The organism is Ramlibacter pinisoli (assembly GCF_009758015.1).
GTDB lineage: Bacteria > Pseudomonadota > Gammaproteobacteria > Burkholderiales > Burkholderiaceae_C > Ramlibacter > Ramlibacter pinisoli.
The window spans coordinates 336,135-357,282 of the sequence record NZ_WSEL01000009.1; the positions used below are offsets into that span (position 1 = coordinate 336,135).

The 21,148-nt window shown below is 72.0% G+C and carries 17 protein-coding genes; 10 read left to right on the top strand and 7 right to left on the bottom strand.

Going from position 1 to position 21,148, the window contains the following annotated elements:
• Nucleotides 1-10: 10 nt before the first annotated feature.
• Together GON04_RS16135 and GON04_RS16140 are read right to left on the bottom strand one after the other, a co-directional pair.
• The gene (locus tag GON04_RS16135; protein WP_157399080.1) at nucleotides 11-1,474 is read right to left on the bottom strand and encodes an indolepyruvate oxidoreductase subunit beta family protein; all 1,464 of its coding nucleotides are present in this window, start codon (nucleotides 1,472-1,474) and stop codon (nucleotides 11-13) included.
• Nucleotides 1,471-3,654, bottom strand: a complete 2,184-nt coding sequence (locus GON04_RS16140) for a thiamine pyrophosphate-dependent enzyme (RefSeq protein WP_157399081.1) — start codon at nucleotides 3,652-3,654, stop codon at nucleotides 1,471-1,473. Before GON04_RS16140 ends, GON04_RS16135 begins: the two co-directional genes overlap by 4 nt.
• Before the next feature lie 115 nt (nucleotides 3,655-3,769).
• On the opposite strand from GON04_RS16140, the gene GON04_RS16145 reads away from it, so the two are divergent.
• The 8 genes from GON04_RS16145 to GON04_RS16180 all read left to right on the top strand — a co-directional run bounded on the left by GON04_RS16145 (nucleotide 3,770) and on the right by GON04_RS16180 (nucleotide 12,286).
• Nucleotides 3,770-4,678 (top strand): LysR substrate-binding domain-containing protein, encoded by a 909-nt coding sequence (locus tag GON04_RS16145; protein ID WP_157399082.1) that lies wholly within the window; start codon nucleotides 3,770-3,772, stop codon nucleotides 4,676-4,678.
• A 66-nt stretch (nucleotides 4,679-4,744) separates the two neighbouring features.
• Entirely contained in the window at nucleotides 4,745-5,683 is a 939-nt protein-coding gene (locus tag GON04_RS16150; protein ID WP_157399083.1) for a LysR family transcriptional regulator, read from the top strand.
• Between the two features lie 59 nt (nucleotides 5,684-5,742).
• On the top strand, nucleotides 5,743-7,146 hold the full coding sequence (tcuA, locus tag GON04_RS16155; RefSeq protein WP_157399084.1) for an FAD-dependent tricarballylate dehydrogenase TcuA: 1,404 nt from the start codon (nucleotides 5,743-5,745) through the stop codon (nucleotides 7,144-7,146).
• Nucleotides 7,133-8,302, top strand: a complete 1,170-nt coding sequence (gene tcuB, locus GON04_RS16160) for a tricarballylate utilization 4Fe-4S protein TcuB (RefSeq protein ID WP_157399085.1) — start codon at nucleotides 7,133-7,135, stop codon at nucleotides 8,300-8,302. The genes tcuA and tcuB overlap by 14 nt, the downstream gene beginning before the upstream one ends.
• A gap of 17 nt (nucleotides 8,303-8,319) precedes the next feature.
• Nucleotides 8,320-9,102, top strand: a complete 783-nt coding sequence (locus tag GON04_RS16165) for a class II aldolase/adducin family protein (protein ID WP_157399086.1) — start codon at nucleotides 8,320-8,322, stop codon at nucleotides 9,100-9,102.
• Between the two features lie 40 nt (nucleotides 9,103-9,142).
• Entirely contained in the window at nucleotides 9,143-10,120 is a 978-nt protein-coding gene (locus GON04_RS16170; protein WP_157399087.1) for a Bug family tripartite tricarboxylate transporter substrate binding protein, read from the top strand.
• Nucleotides 10,117-11,139, top strand: coding sequence for a D-2-hydroxyacid dehydrogenase (locus GON04_RS16175; RefSeq protein ID WP_338050987.1), 1,023 nt, complete (start codon nucleotides 10,117-10,119; stop codon nucleotides 11,137-11,139). The genes GON04_RS16170 and GON04_RS16175 overlap by 4 nt, the downstream gene beginning before the upstream one ends.
• A gap of 136 nt (nucleotides 11,140-11,275) precedes the next feature.
• Nucleotides 11,276-12,286 (top strand): bestrophin family protein, encoded by a 1,011-nt coding sequence (locus tag GON04_RS16180; protein WP_157399088.1) that lies wholly within the window; start codon nucleotides 11,276-11,278, stop codon nucleotides 12,284-12,286.
• A 15-nt stretch (nucleotides 12,287-12,301) separates the two neighbouring features.
• Here the strand turns inward: GON04_RS16180 and GON04_RS16185 are convergent, their stop codons facing one another.
• Both GON04_RS16185 and GON04_RS16190 read right to left on the bottom strand, forming a co-directional pair.
• Complete coding sequence (locus GON04_RS16185; RefSeq protein WP_157399089.1) at nucleotides 12,302-13,201, bottom strand: hypothetical protein; 900 nt, start codon at nucleotides 13,199-13,201, stop codon at nucleotides 12,302-12,304.
• A 428-nt stretch (nucleotides 13,202-13,629) separates the two neighbouring features.
• Nucleotides 13,630-14,610, bottom strand: a complete 981-nt coding sequence (locus GON04_RS16190; RefSeq protein WP_157399090.1) for a Bug family tripartite tricarboxylate transporter substrate binding protein — start codon at nucleotides 14,608-14,610, stop codon at nucleotides 13,630-13,632.
• 107 nt (nucleotides 14,611-14,717) lie between these two features.
• Here GON04_RS16190 and GON04_RS16195 point away from each other — a divergent pair, with 107 nt between their 5' ends.
• Entirely contained in the window at nucleotides 14,718-15,614 is an 897-nt protein-coding gene (locus GON04_RS16195; protein ID WP_157400719.1) for a GntR family transcriptional regulator, read from the top strand.
• 9 nt (nucleotides 15,615-15,623) lie between these two features.
• Here the strand turns inward: GON04_RS16195 and GON04_RS16200 are convergent, their stop codons facing one another.
• Genes GON04_RS16200 through acnA form a run of 3 tightly spaced genes read right to left on the bottom strand, consistent with a single transcriptional unit; the run spans nucleotide 15,624 to nucleotide 20,073 of the window.
• Nucleotides 15,624-16,694 carry a lactonase family protein gene (locus GON04_RS16200; RefSeq protein ID WP_198349319.1) on the bottom strand — a complete coding sequence of 357 codons (1,071 nt, stop codon included), beginning with the start codon at nucleotides 16,692-16,694 and terminating at the stop codon, nucleotides 15,624-15,626.
• Nucleotides 16,691-17,419 carry an ABC transporter substrate-binding protein gene (locus GON04_RS16205; RefSeq protein WP_157399091.1) on the bottom strand — a complete coding sequence of 243 codons (729 nt, stop codon included), beginning with the start codon at nucleotides 17,417-17,419 and terminating at the stop codon, nucleotides 16,691-16,693. Before GON04_RS16205 ends, GON04_RS16200 begins: the two co-directional genes overlap by 4 nt.
• Nucleotides 17,420-17,430: 11 nt before the next feature.
• Nucleotides 17,431-20,073 (bottom strand): aconitate hydratase AcnA, encoded by a 2,643-nt coding sequence (acnA, locus tag GON04_RS16210; RefSeq protein ID WP_157399092.1) that lies wholly within the window; start codon nucleotides 20,071-20,073, stop codon nucleotides 17,431-17,433.
• Nucleotides 20,074-20,145: 72 nt separating this feature from the next.
• Here acnA and GON04_RS16215 point away from each other — a divergent pair, with 72 nt between their 5' ends.
• Complete coding sequence (locus tag GON04_RS16215; protein ID WP_157399093.1) at nucleotides 20,146-21,132, top strand: Bug family tripartite tricarboxylate transporter substrate binding protein; 987 nt, start codon at nucleotides 20,146-20,148, stop codon at nucleotides 21,130-21,132.
• Nucleotides 21,133-21,148: the final 16 nt, after the last annotated feature.

A 21,148-nucleotide genomic window follows, 5' to 3' on the forward strand; every position in this document is an offset into this window, starting at 1 on the left:
GGCGGTCAATTCAGGCAGACGCCAGCATGTGCTCCAGCGCCTGCCCGCTCTCGTCGGCCAGGGCGGCACGCGCCAGCTCCGACAACCGCCGGGCGCCGGCCTCGTCGCCCTCCAGCCGCGGCAGTTCGCCGAGCAGGCGCTGGAAGTTGCGCCAGCCGCGCGCGTGGGTGTCGCCGTAGCCCTTCACGAGGCGCTGGCTGCGCGCGAGCTCCAGCGCCAGCGCCGGCTGGCTGCCGGCCAGGCGCTGGATCCCGGCCAGCCAGGTGCGGATGCGTTCCTGCTCGACACCGAAGCGCAGCGACCGCGGCCGCAGTGGCCGCAGCGCCGCGATGGCGTAGAGCAGCAGGAAGCCGCGCAGCGAGCTGGTGCGCACGATGCGGCCGCTGCGCGTGAAGCGCCCGAGCGCGCCGCGGGCCCAGCCGGTGGCGAGCAGCCAGCGACCCAGTCCCGCCGGCAGGATGTCGGCGATCTCCTCGACGCGCGGATGCATGAACTCGTTGATGTGCAGCAGCTGCCCGTCCGTGAGCTTGACCTCCCCTGCGACGCGGTCGAAGCGGCTACGGCGGGTCTTCAGGTCGGCGACGCGGATCGCATCCTCGTAGGTCATCCACAGCGCGAGATGGCGCGCGGTTTCGGTGAGCACGTCGCCGGTGTCGCGCAACGGCTGCAGCAGGTCCAGGTAGGCGGCGGCATAGGGCACGTCCTGGAAATCGGCCAGGCGCAGCACGCCGTGCCGCAGCGTGTCCTGCACGTGGAGGGGAAAGCCGGCGCCGATGCGCTCGTCCAGGGCCGCCAGCCGCGGGCCGAGCCGCACCGGCGGCACGGCGTCCGGCGGCAGCGCCTCCGGCGCGAGAGCGGCGGCATGACCGGCGGCGAACGCCTTCAGGCTCGCCTGCACGCCCACCCCGCCGCGCCGGATCGCCTCCTCGAACTGCGCCCGCTCGAACGGCAGCGCGCCCGACGCGGCCAGGGCGCCGAACAGCGCCGGGGCGATCGGCCCCGCGGCCTGTTCCGCGATGGCCGCGAAGTCGGCCGCCACGAGGCGAGCGGCCGCGGCGCGAGCACCGTCGAGGAGCTTGGGCGCGTCGACCCGGCCATCGCCCATCGCGGTGCGCTCCGTCATCGAGTAGACGCGATGGGTGGAGACGATGAAGGTGGTGCGCTCGCTGCTCACCAGTCCGCGCTGCAGCGCACGGCCCGCTTCCATCAGTTCGGACGCGATGACCACGTCGACCTCGCCCGGCACGGGAGACAGGGCCAGCACCGGCCGCGCGTCCGCGGGCACCGCGGCACGCGGGAACAGCTCCAGGTAGTACACGGTCGCGCCCGTGCGCTGGGCCACGCCGGGCACCGAGGTCGCCTGGACGAGGTAGCCGTGGTGCTCGGCCAGGTCCACCAGCCATTCGGACAGCACGCCGCCGCCCTCCCCTCCCATGGCGAGCAGGGCGATGGTGATCGCGCGGGGCTGCGTCATGCGGCGAGACCTTCCAGGCGGCGGGCGATCCGGCCCTGCAGCCAGCCGATCACGGCACTCCGCACGCGCTGCGCGAAGTGGTCCCAGCGGGTGGGGTTGTTGACGATCTCGGCGCGGTAGAACGACGGGCACAGCACCGCCGCGTGCGCCGCCTCCCCGCACAGGCCGCAGCCGACGCAGCTGTCGACGACCGCCGCGACCGGGTCGCGCCGCAGCGGATCGGGGTTGGGCCGGATCGTGAGCGACGGGCAGCCGGACAGCCGGATGCAGGAATGGTCGCCGGTGCAGGTGTCCGGGTCGACGCCGAAGCGCTCGCGCACGACGCGCCGGCCCTCGCCGATCGCCTTCTTCACCAGTGGCCGCACGCGCCGCTGCTTGTTCAGCATGCACTCGGACGAGGCCACGATCACCTTGGGGCCCTTGGCTTTCGTGGTCAGCGCCTCGCGCAGGACGTCGCGCATGCGCTCCAGGCTGTAGGTGTGGTCCACCGTCCGGACCCATTCGACGCCCACGCCGCGCACGGCCTTCTCGATCGGGTGCTTCGTGGACCGGATCGGGCTGTCGGCCTTCGACGACAGCAGGTCCTGCCCGCCGGTCGCCGCCGAATACCCGTTGTCGACCACCAGCAGCACGTTGTCCGTCTGGTTGAAGACCGCATTGCCGACCCCGCTGGTCAGGCCGTTGTGCCAGAAGCCGCCGTCGCCCATGATGGACAGCGTCCTCCTGCCCGTCTCCGGCGTGTTGAAGGCCGCCGCGCCCGCCCAGCCGAGGCCGTAACCCATGGTGGTCGCGCCGATGTTGAAGGGCGGCAGGATGGAGAACAGGTGGCAGCCGATGTCGCAGCTGATGTGGTGGGGGCCCAGTTCGCGCTCCACCAGCTTGATGGCGGTGAAGATCGGCCGCTCGGGACAACCGGTGCAGAACGAGGGCGGGCGGCCATGCACCTGGGCGGTGGCGTCCTGGATCGCGATGGTCTTCAGGCCCGCGGCCGCCGGCACCGCAGGCACCGCCGGCAGGGCGCCGGCGGGAAGGGCGCGGCCCTCGATCAGCGCCGGGGCCACCTGCTGCAGGAAGCGGGCGATGCCCTGCAGCAGCAGTCCCCCCGTGTACTCGCCGGCCTTGGGCAGGAAGTCCTTGCCGTGCACTTTCGTCTGCACGTCGGCGCGGCGCAGTGCCGCGTGCACCGCCTGCTCGATGAAGTCGGGCTGGCCCTCCTCCACGATCAGGATCGCCCGCTTGCCGGCGCAAAAGCGGGTGAACTCCTCGTCCACCAGCGGATAGGTGACGTTCAGCACGTAGAGCGGCACGCGCGAATGGCCGAAGGGATCCGCGACCTGCAGCAGTTCCAGCGTCCGCAGCACGCCGTTGTAGAGCCCGCCCTGCAGCACGATGCCGAAGTCCTGCGCGTCCTCGGCGAAGAACTCGTTGAGCCCGCGCTCGCGGATGAAGCGCACTGCCGCCGGCCAGCGCTGGTTCACCTTCTCCTGCTCGTGCAGGTAGGTGGACGGCGGCAGCGCGATGCGCTCGGTGTCGCGCCGCGGGTGCTCGATCGCATCCTTGAGCGTGAAGTCCGCGCGCCGGTTGTCGCTGGCGGTGAAGCTGCCGTGCACGTGGCAGGCGCGGATGCGCAGTTCCAGCATCACCGGCGTGCGGCTCGCCTCCGACAGTTCGAACCCCTGCTCCACCGCCCGCACGATGCTGGGAAGGTTGGGACGCGGGTCCAGCAGCCAGACCTGCGACTTCATCGCGAAGGCATGCGAGCGCTCCTGCATGATGCTGGAGCCCTCGCCGTAGTCCTCGCCGACGATGATCAGCGCGCCGCCCGTGACGCCGCCCGAGGACAGGTTGGCGATGGCGTCCGACGCCACGTTGGTGCCCACCGGGGACTTGAAGGTCACGGCGCCGCGCAGCGGGTAGTTGACCGAGGCGGCCAGCGTGGCGGCGGCCGTCGCTTCCGAGGCGCTGTGCTCGAAGCGGATGCCCAGCTCGCGCAGGATGTCGTTGGCATCCGTGAGGACATCCATCAGGTGCGAGATCGGTGCGCCCTGGTAGCCGGCGACATAGGACACGCCGGACTGCAGCAGCGCCTTGGTCACGGCCAGGATGCCCTCGCCGCGGAACTCCTCGCCCGCCGCCAGGCGCAGCTTGCCGACTTCGCTGGTGAAGGATCGCTCGGCCATGGTGGTACCGGTGGTGACTGGCCGCAATCTAGCCAGCCGGAGCGCATTTGGCGAATGGGTTTCACGGATGATCTACATTCACCGCATCCATGATCAGGGTGAACCCTGAGGCCCCATGAACTTCCGGCAACTGGACCTCAACCTCCTGCGCGTGCTGGCGGCCATCCACCGCAGCGGTTCGGTGACGGCCGCCGGCCGGTCGCTGTCGCTGTCGCAGTCGGCGACCAGCAACGCACTCGCGCGGCTGCGCGATTTCTTCCAGGACGACCTGTTCGTGCGCTCGCCCGCCGGGCTGCAGCGCACCCGCCTGTGCGAGCAGCTGGCCCCGGCGGTGCTGGCGCACCTGCTGTCCCTGGAGGCGCTGGTCACGGACCGGGACCAGTTCGACCCGGCCCGCAGCGACACGACCTGGCGGCTGTCGCTGTCGGACCTGGGCGAGATGCTGTTCCTGCCGCCGCTGGCCTCGGCCCTGCGCCAGCGCGCACCGCAGACACGCATCAGCAACATCTCCGTCGCTGGCACCGCCGTCGCCACCGCGCTGGAGACGCGCGAGATCGACTGCGCCATCGGCATCCTCCAGCCGCGCCACCGCGGGGTGCATGCCGACCTCCTGTTCCGCGAGCAGTACGTCGCGATCACCGCGCCCGGCTGGCGGCCCGCCAGCGGCCGCGCCGGCAGCAGCCTCACCCGCACGCAGCTGGCCGCCGCCTCGCTCGTGGTGGCCTCGCCCACGGCCACCTTCCACAGCAGCGTGGAGGAGATGCTCGTGCAGGAGCGGCTGGCCGACCGCATCGTGCTGCGGGCGCGCCACTTCGGCGCCCTGCCGGAGCTGGTCACCACCTCGGACCTGATGGCGATCGTGCCCGCCATGTACGCGGCCAGCCGCCCGCACCTGCGCACCTGGAAGCTGCCCTTCGCGCCGAAGTACGACGTGCGGCTGGTCTGGCACGCGAGCACCGCCCGCGACGCCGCGCAGCAGTGGTTGCGGGCGCTGCTGCACGAACTGTTCGGCCGGACGCCTTGACGCGCCGGGCCGCGGCGGGCGCATCGCCTCCGCGGCCGCCTGAGCGGGGCGCGGTACCCTCGCCCCATGGAACTGCGGCAATTGCGCTACTTCGTGCGCGTGGTCGAACTGGGGAGCATGAGCCGGGCGGCGGTGGACCTGGACGTCGTGCAGTCCGCGGTCAGCCAGCAGATCGCGCGGCTGGAAGGCGAGCTGGCCACGCGGCTGCTGCAGCGCGGCTCCAACGGAGTGGTGGCCACCGAGGCCGGCCTGGCGTTTTTCCAGCAGGCCCAGCTCGCGCTGCGGCACGCCGACGAGGCCGGGCGCGCCGCGCAGCAATCGCGCCTGTCCGGCAGCGTGAGCGTGGGCCTGGCGCCCACCACGGCCTCGGTGCTGGGGCTGCCGCTGATGCTGGCAGTTCGCGAGCGCTACCCCGACGTGCGGCTGCACATGGTGGAGAGCCTGTCGGGGCACCTGTCGGCCATGCTCAATGCGCGCCAGCTCGACCTGGCCGTGCTGTTCGACGCCGATCCCGGCCGGCGCTGGAGCGTCACGCCGCTGGTGGAGGAAAAGCTCTACCTGATCCAGGCACGGGGCGGGGGCCGCAAGCCGCTGCCGGCGCGCATCCGGCTGGCCGACGTGAAGGACCTGCCGCTGATCCTGCCGAGCGGCTCGCACGGCCTGCGCAGCACGCTCGACAGCGCGTTCTCCAGCGGCCGGCTCGCCCGGCTCCTGCCGGTGGAGATCGATTCGCTCGCCCTGCTCATCGATGCCGTGCGCTCGGGACTGGGCTGCACCATCCAGCCGCGCGCCGCCCTGGCGCGCGCCGCCGACGCCGAGGCAGCCTTCGAGGTGGCCGAGATTACCGGCGGGCGGCTGCGCCGGCTCAATTCCCTGTGCAGCATCTCCGACGAGGAACTGTCGCCGGCGGCGCTGGCGGTGCGGGTGACCCTGGCCGACTGCGCGCGCGAGCTCGTCGACAGCGGCCGCTGGGCCGGCGCCCGCTTCAGCCATCACGAAGCCTGATACCCCTCTGAGGATTCCCCTCTGGCCCGGGCCGGCCGTCACGTCTACAGTGCGGCGGGATGCATGACGTCCTGGTGATCGGCGGCGGCAACGCCGCCCTGTGCGCCGCCCTGATGGCCCGCGAGGCCGGGGCCAGCGTGCTCCTGCTCGAAGCGGCCCCGCGCGAATGGCGCGGCGGCAATTCCCAACACACCCGCAACCTGCGCTGCATGCACGATGCGCCGCAGGACGTGCTGCTCGAGGCCTACCCCGAGGAGGAGTTCTGGCAGGACCTGCGCAAGGTCACCGGCGGCAACACCGACGAGCAGCTCGCCCGGCTGGTGATCCGGGCCTCCTCCACCTGCCGCACCTGGATGCGCAAGCACGGCGTGCGCTTCCAGCCCTCGCTGGCCGGCACGCTGCACCTGTCGCGCACCAACGCCTTCTTCATGGGCGGCGGCAAGGCGCTGGTCAACGCCTATTTCCGCAGCGCCGAGAGCCTGGGCGTGGAGATCCGCTACGAGACCCCGGTCGACCGGCTGGAACTGCAGGACGGCCGCTTCGTGGCGGCGCATGCCGGCGGCCGGCGCATCGAGGCCAGGGCCTGCGTCGTCGCCTCGGGCGGCTTCGAGTCCAACCGCGACTGGCTGCGCGAGGCCTGGGGCCGGAACGAGCGCGGCGAGTGGCCGTCCGACAACTTCCTGATCCGCGGCACCCGCTTCAACCAGGGCGTGCTGCTCAAGGACCTGATGGCCCAGGGCGCCGACACCATCGGCGACCCCACCCAGGCGCACTGCGTGGCCATCGATGCCCGCGCCCCGCTCTACGACGGCGGCATCGTCACGCGCGTCGACGCCGTGTCCCTGGGCGTCATGGTCAACCAGGAGGGCAAGCGCTTCCACGACGAGGGCGAGGACTTCTGGCCCAAGCGCTATGCGCTGTGGGGCCGGCTGGTGGCGCTGCAGCCGGCCCAGATCGGCTACTGCATCATCGACGCCAAGGCCGTCGGGCGCTTCATGCCGCCGGTGTTCCCCGCCGTGAAGGCCGACACCCTGCCCGAGCTGGCCCGCGCCCTGGGCCTGGATCCCACCACCTTCATGCAGACCCTGGACGCCTTCAATGCCGCCTGCCGCCCCGGCACCTTCGACCACACCGTGATGGACGACTGCCGCACCGAGGGCCTCACGCCGCCCAAGACCCACTGGGCCCGGCCCATCGACACCCCGCCGTTCCACGGCTACGCGCTGCGGCCCGGCATCACCTTCACCTACATGGGACTGAAGACCGACGCCCGGGCGCGGGTGCACTTCGGCGGCGCCCCCAGCGACAACCTGTTCGTGGCCGGCGAGATGATGGCCGGCAACGTGCTGGGCAAGGGGTACACCGCGGGGGTGGGCATGAGCATCGGCACGGCGTTCGGCCGCATCGCCGGCACCGAGGCGGCCCGCGCCGCCCAGAAGGAGACCGCCGATGCAGTCGCTTGACGCCCTGGCACGCGAGGCCGTGGCCCTGGCCAACGGCGAGGTCGTGCCGGCCACGGACTCCGCCGCCGCCACCACCGAAGCGGCGCGGCAGATGCAGATCTGCAATGCCTGCCGCTACTGCGAGACCTTCTGCGCCGTCTTCCCGGCCATGACGCGCCGGCTCGACTTCAACGCCGGCGACATCCACTACCTGGCCAACCTGTGCCACAACTGCGGCGCCTGCCTGCACGCCTGCCAGTACGCGCCGCCGCACGAATTCGCGGTCAACGTGCCGCGTGCCATGGCGCAGGTGCGCCAGCAAACCTACACCGACCACGCCTGGCCGCAGGCGCTGGGGGCGCTGTACCGCCACAACGGCGTGACGCTGGCCCTGGCCGGCGCCGGCGGGCTGGCACTGTTCCTGGTGCTGGTGCTGGCGCTGCGCGGCACCCTGCTGCATGAGCCGCTGGCCGGCAACTTCTACGCCGTCTTCCCGCACAACCTGCTGGTGGCGCTGTTCGGCGCCGCCTTCGGCTGGGCGGTGCTGGCACTGGGCATCGGTGCGTCGCGGTTCTGGCGCGGCCGCACGCCGGGCGCGGTGACGGGCGCCTCGGCCGCGGAGGCCGCGCACAACGCGCTCGCCCTCACCTACCTGGACGGCGGCCACCACGAGGGCTGCAACGAGTCCGACGACCGCTACACGCTGGCCCGGCGCCGGTTCCACCACCTGACGTTCTACGGCTTCCTGCTGTGCTTCGCGTCGACCGGCGTGGCCACGCTGTACCACTACGCGGGCCACCCGGCCCCCTACCCGGTCACCAGCCTGCCGGTGCTGCTGGGCACCCTGGGCGGCCTGGGGCTGCTGGCGGGGCCGGCCGGCCTGCTGTGGCTGAACCTGCGCCGCCATCCCCTGCACGGCGACCCGGCCCAGCGCCCCATGGACCGCGCCTTCATCGTGCTGCTGTTCGCCACCAGCCTCACCGGGCTGGCGCTGCTGGCCGGCCGCGACACCGGTGCCATGGCGCTGCTGCTGGCCGTGCACCTGGGCTGCGTGCTGGCGCTGTTCCTCACGCTGCCCTACGGAAAATTTGCCCACGCCGTGTACCGCTGCGCCGCCCTGCTCCAATGGGCCATCGAGCGGCGGCAGCCGAACCGGCTGCAGTTGGGCGCCGACTGATTGCCTGGAGAAGTGCCATGAACCCTGGAGTCCTGCAGATCCCGTCGATGAAGGACCGCTGTTCCCCCGAGGAATGGCAGGCCCGCATCGACCTGGCCGCGTGCTACCGCCTGGTCGACCTGTACGGCATGTCCGACATGATGGCCAACCACATCTCGGTGCGCGTGCCGGGCGAGGAGACCTTCCTCATCAACCCCTACGGGATGATGTACGAGGAGATCACCGCCTCCTGCCTGCTCAAGGTCGACCTGGCGGGCACCGTCCTGTCCAGGCCCGACTTCGGCGCGCTGAACTACGGCGTCAACAAGGCCGGCTACGTGATCCACAGCGCCATCCACGAGGCCCGGCCCGAGGTCGGCTGCGTCATCCACACGCACAGCTGGGCGTCGATGGCGGTGTCGGCCCTCGACTGCGGCCTGTTGCCGATCACGCAGACCGCGATGCGCTTCCTGAAGATCGGCTACCACGAGTACGAGGGCGTGGTGCTGAACGACGACGAGAAGGCTTCGCTGGTGCGCGACCTGGGCGACCGCGAAGCCGTCATCCTGCGCAACCACGGCGCGCTGGTGGTGGGCCGCACGGCCGGCGAGTGCTTCAACTGGACGCACCGGCTCGAGCTGGCCTGCCGCTCGCAGATCGCCGCCATGTCGTGCAACACCAGGCTGCGGCCGGTGCCGCCCGAGGTGCTGGAAGAGACCTGGAACAACTACCAGCCCGGCACGCGCAGGCCCTACGGCCTGATGGAATGGCCGGCGCTGCTGCGCAAGCTCGACCGGCTGGATCCGGGCTTCCGCACCTGAGAGCGCCGGCGACAACAACGACAACGACAGGAGACAACGCATGGACCGCCCCCTTCCCCTCACCCGCCGCAGCGTGCTGGCGGGCGCCGCCGCCCTGGCGGCGCCCGCGGCCTGGGCCCAGGCGGGCGACTACCCGTCGCGCCCGGTGCGCGTGCTGGTGGCGTTCACGGCCGGCGGCACCACGGACGTGCTGGCCCGGGCGGTGACCCAGAAGCTGTCCGACCGGCTCAAGCAGAGCTTCGTCATCGACAACAAGCCGGGCGGCGGCGGCAACATCGGCACCGAGATGGCGGCCCGCTCGGCGCCGGACGGCTACACCCTGATCGTCAACTCGGTCGGCCCCATGGCCGTCAACCCCACGCTCTACCCGAAGCTGAACATCAACCCGCTGGTCGACCTGGTGCCGGTGGTGCAGATCGCCGACGTGCCCAACGTGCTGGTGGTCAACCCCTCGGTGCCGGCGAAGACGGTCGACGAGTTCGTCGCCTATGCGAAGACGAAGCCCGGCCAGCTCAATTACGGCTCCACCGGCATCGGCACCTCCTCGCACCTGTCGGGCTACATGCTGGGCAAGCGCGCCGGCATCGAGACCACGCACGTGCCGTACCGCGGCGCCGAGGCCCTGAACGACCTGCTGGCCGGCCGCATCCAGTTCATGTTCGCGACCATCCCCTCGGTCATCCAGCACATCCAGGCCGGCAAGCTGCGCGCCATCGCGGTCACCAGCGTCAAGCGCTCGCGCTCCATGCCCGACGTGCCGACGGTGGCCGAACGCGGCTACCCCGGCTTCGAGGCCGGCTCGTGGTTCGGCGTGTTCGCCCCCAAGGGGACGCCGGAGGCCGTGATCGCCACGCTGAACAAGGCCGTGAACGAGGCGCTGCCGTCACTGGAGGCGCAGATGGTGCGCGAGGGCGCCGATCCGGTGGGCGGTTCGGCGGCGCAGCTGGGCCAGTTCGTGCAGAAGGAATACGAGAAGTGGCGCACCGTGGTGCGTGAATCGGGCGCCACCGCCGAGTGAGCACCGCCGCCTCCCCACCGCGCCCGCTGCGCCTGCTGCTGTCGGCGGACGCCATCGCCAGCCTGGCCCCGCGCATCGGCCAGGTGCTGGCCGGCCGCCCATACCACCTGCTGCCGCCCGACCACCCCGAGGCGGCGCAGGCCGACGTGGCCTTCGTCTCGCGCGACATCACCGGCCTGTCGACCAAGCACCGGGTGCTGCCGGACACCCGGCGCTTCTATGACCTGCTGCTGGCCGCCCCGGCCCTGCGCTGGCTGCACGTGCATTCGGCCGGCGCCGACCGGCCCGTGTTCGTCGAACTGGTGCGGCGCGGCGTGCCGGTCACCACCTCGTCGGGCGCCAACGCGCCGGTGGTCGCCCAGACCGCGCTGCTCGGGCTGCTGGCACTGGCGCGCCACTGGCCGCGCCTGCAGGCTGCCCAGCGCGAGCACCGCTGGGCGCCCCTGTTCGGCAGCGGGCTGCCGCGCGACCTGCGCGGCCAGACCGCCGTGGTGGTGGGCTGGGGTCCGGTGGGCCGGGAGATCGGGCGCCTGCTGCAGGCGCTCGGCCTGCGGGTCGTCGTCGTGCGGCAGAGCGACCGCGCCGCCGGGCCCGGCCTGGTCACCGTGCCGGACACGCAGTTGCGCACCGTCCTGCCCACCGCCGACTGGCTGGTGCTGGCCTGCCCGCTCACGGCGCGCACGCGCGGCCTGGTCGGCGCGGCCGAACTCGCTCTGCTGCCGCCGCACTGCGGCCTGGTGAACGTGGCCCGGGGCGACGTGGTGGACGAAGCGGCCCTGGTCACGGCCCTGCGCGCGCAACGCCTGGGCGGCGCCTACCTGGACGTGTTCATGCAGGAGCCGCTGCCGGCCGACTCGCCGCTGTGGGACCTGCCCAATGCCATCGTCACGCCGCACAGCGCCGGCTTCTCCGATGCCAACGAGGCCGCCGTGGCCGACATGTTCCTGAACAACCTGGGCCGGTTCGTGCGCGGGGAGGCGCTGGTGAACGCGGTCGAGACGGGGCCGGGCCTCGCCTGACCACCGCGGTCCCCCGGCCGCCCCGTCACAACCGCGCCCGTCCATCCGTCTGATGGGCATGCCAGCACCCCCTCCCTCCACCAGCCGGGTTACCCTGCCGCGTCGCGTGCCCGTCGGCACGCCTTGAGGAAGCGCCATGCACATCGGCAAGTCCTACCGGCTCGGCGAGTTCATCGCCTGGACCCGGCGCCGCCTGGCCATCCTGCTGTTGCTGTCGGTGCTGCCGGTGGTCCTGCACCAGCTGGCCGGCTGGCATTGGCTGGCGCTGCCCTGGGTGCTGGTGGCGGTGCTCGGCGCGGCCAGCTCCTTCATCGTCGGCTTCAAGAACGCCCAGACCTACGGCCGCACCGTGGAGGCCCAGCAGGTGTGGACGGCCATCGCCGCGGCCAGCCGCTATTGGTCGCTCATCTGCCGCGACTTCCCCACGCAGGCGGGACACGCCGCCCCCCTGCTGCAGCGGCACCTTGCCTGGCTGACCGCCCTGCGCTTCCAGCTGCGCCGGCCGCGGCCCTGGGAGACGGCCGCCGTCGGCGCCGACCTCGCCTACCGCGCCGGGCGCTTCCGCGTACCGGAGCAAGACTCCGCGCTCGAGATGGAACTCGGGCGCCACCTCGCGCCGCCGGAGCTGGCGACCGTGATGCAGGCCCGCAACAAGGCGGCGCTGCTGCTCGGGCTGCAGAGCGCCGCCATCCGCGAGCTGTACACCCGCCAGCTGCTGGTGGTGCTGCACCACACGGAAATGCAGAAGACGCTGCGCGAACTGGTCGACCAGCAGGCCCGGGCCGAGCGGCTGAAGAACTTCCCGTACCCGCGCCAGTACGCGATCGTGAACCGCATCTTCGTGTGGACCTTCGCCGCCCTGCTGCCGTTCGGGCTGGTGGGCGAATTCGCGCGCCTGGCGGCCGGCGCGCAGGGACCGGTGGCGGCGGTCCTGCCCTGGCTGGCGGCGCCGGCCAGCCTGCTGGTGTCGTGGCTCTACGTGTCGCTGGACCAGGTGGGTGCCAGCACCGAGAACCCCTTCGAGGGCGGTGCCAACGACGTCCCCATCACGCGCATCTGCCAGGTGCTGGCGCACGAGCTGCGCGAGATGGCCGGCGAGACCGACCTGCCGCCCCTGGCGCGGCCCGAGGGCGCGATCATCCTGTGACCGGCCCGCGCGGCGTCAGGCGGCGGTGGCCGCCACGCTGATCTGGCACAGCTTCAGGCACAGCAGCCGCCGGAACACCGCCGGGCCGTTGGGATCGGGCTCGCCGTCCAGCGCGCCGGCGCCCGGCCGGCTGGGCTCGGGGCGCAGCAGCGGGTGGTCCTTGCCATCGGCAGCGGCCGTGAATCCGGGCTTGTAGATGCGCACCGCCCCCTGCACCGGGGCCAGCTTGCGGTCCACCGTCTGCGTGAAGGTGGCGAACGCCTCGGGCGCCAGGCACACCACGTGGGCCAGCCCGCGTGCCGCTTCGGCGATGCCGCGCGGATCGGCGCCGTAGTAGCGGGTGTTCGGCTTGTTGGCCAGCACCACCACCGGCAGCCGGCGCTCGGGCATCAGCAGGTGCTCGACGAAGGGGTCCAGTTGCTCCGGGCTTTCGAGCAGCCGCGGCTCGGCCAGCACCGGCACGCCGGCATCGTGCACGTCCAGCCGCTCCACCCAGGACCCCAGCACGCCGGGCGGCGCGATGATGCGGGCCGATTCCACGTCGGTGCAGCTGGTCTGCACGGCCACGACGTCGGCATCGCCGGCATCGGAGACGACGACCTGCGTGGTCCAGGTGCGGGCGCCATCGCGCTCCTGGTGGCTGACCTCCAGGGTCCAGGTGGCGCCGTCCTCGCTGGTGGCCACCGACAGCTTGCGCCCGGGCAGCACGGCGTCGATGTGGCTCTTTTCCAGCTCGGAGGCCGACGGCACGAGGCGTGGCCACTTGGCCCCCACCCAGCGCCAGGCGAGGTCCTTGGCGAAGCGCCGGTTCTCGTGCGTGTGGATGCGGCTCTTGAGGATGGAGCGGACCACGACGCTGGCGCGGCCCCCATCGCGTTTCTGCCATGGCGTGCGCAGTGCACCACTAGTGTTCATTGCATGCTTCCCTGTTACTGCGTTTGGTGCATAGCCCCCCGGTCTTGGCGGGGTCACTGCGAGAGACAAGTCTGATGCAATAAACGTTCCGCTGGTTCCGGTCGAGACAGGCTTCCGTCAGCCTGTGATCTGGCTGGAAGCGAATCCACGCAACGCCATCGGCATCGGCCGCAGGACCGCGTCGGACACCGCCTCGCCCCCGGATTGCTGTCGGTCCTGGCGGCGCGATGGGGATGGCGGACGGGATCGACGATGTGGACGTAGCAGTCGCAGACCACGCGATCCCCGTCATGCCGGACTGGATCCGGCATCCACCTCCAGGTCGTTGCGCGCCCCGGGACGTCTCACGTCGGCGTCCGGTCGACGGGCCGCGGATGGATGGGGGCCGAGCCCGCCATGGCGAGGAGGTGGACAGCGCGAAGGCGCGGTCAGTCGAGCTTGATCTGGGCCGACTTCACCAGCGCCGCCCAGCGCCTGTTCTCCGCCGCGATGAAGGCGGCGAATTCCTCCGGCGTGCCGCCGCCGATCTCGTTGCCGGGACCGGTGATCTTCTCGCGCATGTCCGGCGCGGCCAGTGCCTTGTTGAAGGTCTCGTTCAGCTTCTTCACGGCCGCCGGCGGCGTGCCCTTGGGCGCGACGAGGCCCAGCCAATTCGACACGGTGACCTGCGGGTAGCCCAGTTCCGCCATCGTCGGCACGTCGGGCAGGCTGGGCAGGCGCTTCGCGCTGGTGACGGCCAGCGGGCGCGTCTTGCCGGCCTGGATGGACGGCAGCGCGGCGTAGGTCTGCTCGAACATCATGTCGATCTCGCCCGACAGCAGGGCCTGCGAGGCCGGGCCGCCGCCCTTGTAGGGAATGGGCAGCATGAAGATGCCGGCGGTCTGCTTGAACAGCTCGCCGCTCAGGTGGTGCGCGCCGCCGGCGCCGGCATTGCCGATGGTGAGCTGGCCGGGCTTGGCCTTGGCCGCCTCGACCACGTCCTTCAGCGACTTGAACGGCTTGTCGGCCCGCGTGACGAGCACCAGCGGCGCCCGCTCGATCATCACGATGGGCGTGAAGTCCTTCTGCGGGTCGAACGGCATCTTGGGATAGAGCGCGGGGTTGACCGCCAGCGGGCCCATCGCGCCGATGCCCAGCGTGTAGCCGTCGGCCGCGGCGCGCGCCACGAAGTCGTGGCCGATGTTGCCGCTGGCGCCCGGCTTGTTGTCCACGATCACCGTCTTGCCCAGCATGGCCGCCACCGGGATCCCGAGCTGGCGGGCGCGGATGTCGTTGTTGCCGCCGGCGCTGAACGACACCACCAGGGTGATCGGCTTGGCGGGATAGTCCTGCGCCAGGGCGGCGCAGGGTGCGAGGACCAGCGAGGCCAGGAGGGCCGCGGCAGAGCGGCGGGTGGAGCAAATCGTCATGCCCGAATTCTTGCACTTTTTAGCTTTAACGTGCAAAGTGGGGCATAGTGGAAAACACGCATCCCGCCCCGCGGCGGGCCGCAGCCATGGGTTATCGTGACCGGCTCATGCACGTCGACCTGTCCGTTCCCGAGAGGATCATCGACCTGATCCGCGCCGACGGGCTGCCCGTGGGCAGCCACCTGCCGGCGCAGATGCTGGCCGACCGGCTGCGGCTGTCCCGCTCGCCCGTCAACCAGGCCCTGGGCCTGCTGCACGAAAAGGGCCTGCTGCACCGCGAGCCGAACCGCGGCTACTTCCTGGCCAGCGCCATCGAGGGGCCGCCTGACGAACTGGCCAGCCAGCTCGGGCTGGACGAAGGCGCATCGGTGAGCGCCACCTACTTCCGCATCGCGGAGGACCGGCTCAAGGGCGAACTGCCCGACGCCTTCAGCGAGACCCTGCTCAAGCAGCGCTACGGGCTCACCGGCGCGCAGCTGCAGTCCCTGCTGAACCGCATGTCGCACGAGGGCTGGGTCCAGAAGAAGCCCGGCTACGGCTGGGAGTTCTCGCCCATGCTCACCACCTCCGAAAGCCTGCTGCAGTCGTACCGGCTGCGCCTGGCGCTGGAGCCGGCGGCCCTGCTCGAACCGGGCTACCGCATCGCGCCGGAGGTCATCGCGCGCTGCCGGGCCGCCGAGCAGCACCTGCTGCAGGGTGGCATCCAGACCGACAGCGCCGGCCAGATCCACGAGCGCGGCGTGCGTTTCCACGAAGCGCTGGTCGAGGGCTCGGGCAACCCGTTCTTCATCGACACCATCCGGCGGGTGAACCGGGTGCGGCGGCTGCTCTCCTACCGCTCGACGCAGGACCGCAAGCGCTACCGGCAGCACTGCGAACAGCACCTGGCCATCCTCGACCTGCTGGAGCAGGAGCGCCAGGAAGACGCCGCGCAGATGCTGCGCACCCACCTGGGCGACACGCTCAGGAACCTGAAGAAGATCTCGAAGATCCTCAAGCCCTGAGCGCCGTGCTCAGGCCGGCAGCCGCGCGAACACCAGGCAGGTCGCGCTGGCGCAGCGCAGGGGCGTGCCGGCCGGGGCCAGCGTGCCCGCCACGGGGTCGACGGCGAAGCGCACGATGGTGTCGGAGTCCTCGTTCAGCACGTAGAGCCAGCGGCCATCGGGCGAAGGCGTGAAGAACCGCGGCGTGCGGCCGCCCGCGGGGGTCGCGGCGACGAACCGCGGCAGGCCGGTCGCGCCCTCGAGTTCGAACACCGCGATGCTGTCATGGCCCCGGTTCGAGGCGTACAGGTGGCGGCCGTCGGCGCCGACCTGGATGCCGGCGGCGCGGCTGTTGCCGGTGAAGGTGGCCGGCAGGCTCGACAGCACGTGCAGGGGCTGCAACGCGCCGGTGTCGGCATCGAACGCATAGGTGGTGACGGTGGAGTCCAGCTCGTTCAGCACGTAGACGCGCGGCAGCCGCGGATGGAACACCGCGTGCCGCGGCCCTGCCCCTTCGCGCGCCGGCACCCAGGGCTGGACGGCCGGCACCAGGCGGCCCTGCGCGAACCGGAAACTGAAGATGCGGTCCAGCCCCTTGTCGGGCACGATCACCCAGCGCCCGGACGGATCGAACAGGTTGAAATGCGGCTTGGAGAACGGTTGCTCGATGCGGTGCGGCCCCGGCTCGCCGGGCAACGGCTCCGACTGCGCAACGCGGCCCAGCGCCCCGTCGGCCTCGACCGGCAGCACCGCCACCAGGCCGCTGAGGTGGCCGGACACGACGAGCGACCGTTCGGCCGGGTCCAGCGCCAGGTGCACCGGGTTGCGCCCGCCGCAGTCCACGGACCCCATGGCCTCCAGCCGCCCGCCCGCCCCGATGCTGAACGCGCTCGCTTCCTGGCCGTCGCCGTGGACGGCGTAGAGGCGGGTCGCGCCGCGGTTGGCGGCCAGGTAAGACGGGTTGACGAGATCGCCGATCACCTGCAGCAGGCGCAGGTCGCCGCTGGCCTCGTCGACCTCGAACACGCTGATGCCCTCGCCGCGCGCGTTGCGCTCGCGCGTGGTGCGCGAACCGGCGTAGGCGACCAGGCGACCGCTCATGCCGCCGGGGGCGCCACGCCGGCGCCCTGGATGCCGTGCCGCGCCAGCGCCTGCGCCACGAAGCCGCCGGCCTTCATCTCCTCGACGAAGCGGCGCAGCGCCTCGGCCACCGCGGGGCGGCCGGCCGGCACGCCCATGGCCTGCTGGATCACCATGAAGCGGCCCGGCAGCAGGCGCAGCCCCGGCTGGCGCGCGAGGTCGGCCTCGAGTTGCTGCTTGACGCCGGCGGCCACCTCGGCGCCGCTGGCCACGAACTCCTGCACCACGGCCTGCGAGCTCGCGACGCGCACGATCTCGGCCTGCTTCAGCTCGCGGCTGAGGAACAGGTCGTAGGCGCTGCCCTTGGCCACCACCACCCGGTGGCCGGCCCGGTCGACCTCCTCGTTGACCTTCAGCGGCGAGCCGTCCCGCACGACGTAGGCGCCCTCGATCAGCACGTAGGGCGCGCTGAACTCGATGCCGTCGCTGCGCTTGGGATCGATGGCGAAGAAGCCGAGGTCGGCCTTCTGGCTGCGCACGGCGTCGACCGACTCGGCGGCGGTGGCGAACACCAGCAGGTCGGCCGCCACGCCCAGGCGGCGCGCGAATTCGCGCCCGAGGTCGACCGAGACGCCGGCGGCGCTGTCGCCGTCGCGGCGCGCCAGCACCGCATTGCCCACGTTGATCGAGACGCGCAGGGTGCCGCCGGGAGCGGCTTCGGCCACGAGGCCGGACAGGTCGTTCATCGCAAGTTCCTTCAGGATGGGGCCGCCGCGCCCGTGCGCGCCGGCGTGGCCAGGGTCTCGTGCAGGATGGAGGGGATCACCCCGCCCACGCGCAGCAACTCGACTTCCAGCCGGGTTTCCACGGCCGCGGTGGCGTCGAAGGCCTCGACGCCGCCATCGGCCCGCAGCACCCGGACCGCGATCGTGCCACGGACCTCGAGCCGGTCGCTGCGCGCGTCCACCGCCAGCCGGTCGCCGGGGCGCAGCGCCAGCGTGGCCGGCGTCACCCCCGCCGGCAGCCGCACCGGCAGGATCCCCATGCCGATCAGGTTGGAGCGGTGGATGCGCTCGAAGCTGTTGGCCAGCACCGCGCGGATGCCCAGCAGGCGCTGGCCCTTGGCGGCCCAGTCGCGCGAGGAGCCCATGCCGTAGCGCTCGCCCGCCACCACGACCACCGACTCGCCGTCGCGGCGGTAGCGCGCCGCCACGTCCCAGATCGGCTGCACCTCTCCGCTGGGCGCATGCAGGGTGTGCGCCACCGGCGACGCCGGGTGCAGCAGGTTGCGCAGCGTCTTGTTGTGGAACGCGGCGCGCACCATCACCTCCCAGTTGCCACGGCGCGAGGCGAACACGTTCAGGTCGTCGCGCCGCTCGCCGCGCTCGACCAGGTAGTCGGCCACCAGGCTGTCGGGCGGGATGGCGCTGGCTGGCGAGATGTGGTCGGTGGTGACGTCGTCGCCCAGCACCAGCAGCGGATGCGCGACGTATTCGCCCAGCAGGCTGCCTTCGGTGACGGCGGCGAACGGCGGGCGCCGCAGCGCCGTCGAGCCGGCGCTCCAGGGGAACAGTGCCCCCTGCGGCGCCGCAAGGTCGCGCCACAGCGGGTTGCCGCTCGCGATGCGGAAGTCGCGCGCGTAGTCGGTGCTGTCCTGCGCGGCGGCCAGGTGCGCGTCGACTTCCTCGTGGGTCGGCCACAGGTCCTGCAGGCGGACGGCGCGGCCGTCGGGCGCCACCTGCACCGGCTCGTCGCGCAGGTTGCGCTCGGCGTCGCCGGCCAGGCCGAAGGCCACGACGAGGGCCGGCGACATGATGAAGCTCAGCTCGATGTCCGGATGCACGCGGCCGGGGAAATTGCGGTTGCCCGACAGGATGGCCACCGCCTTGCAGGCGCCCTCGGCCTGGCCGGCGCGGATCGGCTCGGTCAGCGGGCCCGGGTTGCCGATGCAGGTGGTGCAGCCGTAACCCACGATGCCGAAGCCCACCGCCTCGAGGTCGTCCAGCAGGCCGGCGCGCCGCAGGTAGGACGCCGCGGCGGGCGAACCGGGTGCCAGCGAGGTCTTCACCCAGGCCGGCACCCGCAGGCCGAGCAGGCGTGCCTTGCGCGCCACGAGGCCGGCCGCGATGAGCAGGCGCGGGTCGGAAGTGTTGGTGCAGCTGGTGATGGCCGCGATCGCGACCGGGTGCCGCGGCAGCGTGGACGGCCGGACGGGCGTGAAGCCGGTGGCGGCGAGCGCGCGCCCGGTGTCACCGTGGTCGAGCAGGTCCTGCGGGCGGCGCGGGCCGGCCACGTGCAGGCCGATGGCCCCCAGGTCGATCTCGATCGTGCGCGTGTAGCGCGGCACCGCCGCGGGGTCGAACCACAGGCCGGCGCGGCGGCAATAGGCCTCGACCAGTTCCACGGCGGCTTGCTCGCGGCCGGTCTCGCGCAGGTAGCGCAGCGTGTGGGCGTCGACCGGGAAGTAGCCTGTGGTGGCGCCGTACTCGGGCGCCATGTTGGCCACGACGGCCCGGTCGCCGGCCGCCAGGGCCGACACGCCGGGGCCGAAGAACTCGACGAACTCGCCGGTGACGTCCAGCTCGCGCAGCCGCGCGGTGACCGTGAGTGCGAGGTCGGTGGCCTGCACGCCCGGGCCCAGGCGGCCGACCAGGCGAACCCCCGTCACCTCCGGGATGCGCAGCATGGTCGGCAGCCCGAACATCACCGTCTGCGCCTCCAGGCCGCCCACGCCCCAGCCCAGCACGCCGATGCCGTTGACCATGGGCGTGTGGCTGTCGGTGCCGATCATCGCGTCGGGCACGGCCCAGCGGCCATCGGCCCGGTCCTCGGTGGTCACGACGGTGGCCAGCTGCTCCAGGTTGATGGTGTGCATGATCCCGGTGCCCGGCGGGTGGATGCGCACGTTGCGCAGTTCCTGCGCGGCCCAGCGCAGGAACTGGTAGCGCTCGCGGTTGCGCCGCATCTCGTGCTGCAGGTTCACCGCCGCCGCGTCGCTGCGCGCGTAGACCTCCACCGCCAGCGAGTGGTCGACGGACACGTCCACCGGCAGCTGCGGATTGAGCCGGCGCGGATCGGCCCCCGCTTCGGCCAGGGCGTCGCGCATGGCCGCCACGTCGACCAGCGCCGGCGTGCTGGTGGTGTCGTGCATCAGCACCCGGCCGGGCTGGAACGCGATCTCGGCCTGGCTGCGGCCGGTCTCCAGCCACGCCAGCAGGGCCGCCACGGCGGCCTCGCGCTCGTCGCCGGCGCTGTTGCGCAGCACGTTCTCCAGCAGGACGCGCAGCACCACCGGCAGGCGCTGCAGCTTGTCGCCGAAGTGCCGCGGCAGGTCCGCGAACAGCAGGTCCTCGCCGCGCCACTGCAGGTGGCCCAGCCATGGGGTCGTCCGGATCGTCATGCCCGAAGTTTGCACTTTTTCAAGTTGAAATGCAATAATCGCCGCCACCCCAAAACCGCCCCAGGAGACACCATGTCCATCCACCGCCGCGCCCTGCTGGGCGCCCTGGCCGCCGCCGCGGCCGTCGCCTCCACGCAGGCCGGCGCCGCCGACGCCTATCCCTCGCGCCCGATCACGATCGTCGTGCCCTTCTCGGCCGGCGGCGGGGTCGACACCATGGCCCGCCTGCTGGCCGACAAGCTGCGCACCACGCTCGGCACCAGCGTCGTCGTCGACAACAAGGCCGGCGGCAGCGGGATGATCGGCGCCATGGCGGTGGTCAAGGCACAGCCGGACGGCTACACGCTCCTGATGGGATCGGCCGGCGAGACCGCTATCAACCCCTTCGTCTACAAGGGCCGCATGCAGTACGACCCGGCTCGGGACCTGGCGCCGATCACGCTGGTCACGCGGGTGCCCAACGTGCTGGTGGCCAGCCCCACCCTGCCGGTCAAGACCATGGAGGAACTGGTCGCTTACGGCAGGAAGAACCCCGGCAAGCTCACCTATTCGAGCAGTGGCGTCGGCAACCCGCAGCACCTGAACGGCGAGCTGCTGGAGGAGCTGGCCGGCATGCACATGGTGCACGTGCCGTACAAGGGCGCCTCGGGCCAGCTGATCGACGTGACCACCGGCCAGGTGGACCTCACCTTCGTCAGCTACACCGCGGCCAAGTCGTTCATCCAGGCCGGCAAGGTGAAGGCACTGGCGGTCACGTCCGCCAAGCGCACCAGCTTCGCGCCCGACCTGCCCGCCATCGCCGAGTACAAGCCGCTGGCCAGATACCAGCTGGAGAACTGGTTCGGCCTGTGGGCGCCGGCCGCCACGCCCGCCGACGTGCAGCAGAAGCTCAATACGGCCGTGACGCAGGCACTGGCCGACCCCGAACTGGTGAAGAAGCTGCGCGAACAGGGCGGCGAGCCGGCGGCCATGCCCATCGCGCAGTTCCGCGATTTCATCAAGGCAGAGTCTGCGCAGTTCGCGCGCATCGTCGAGACGGCCAGGATCACCGCCGAGTGAGGCCGGGCGGCGGCCC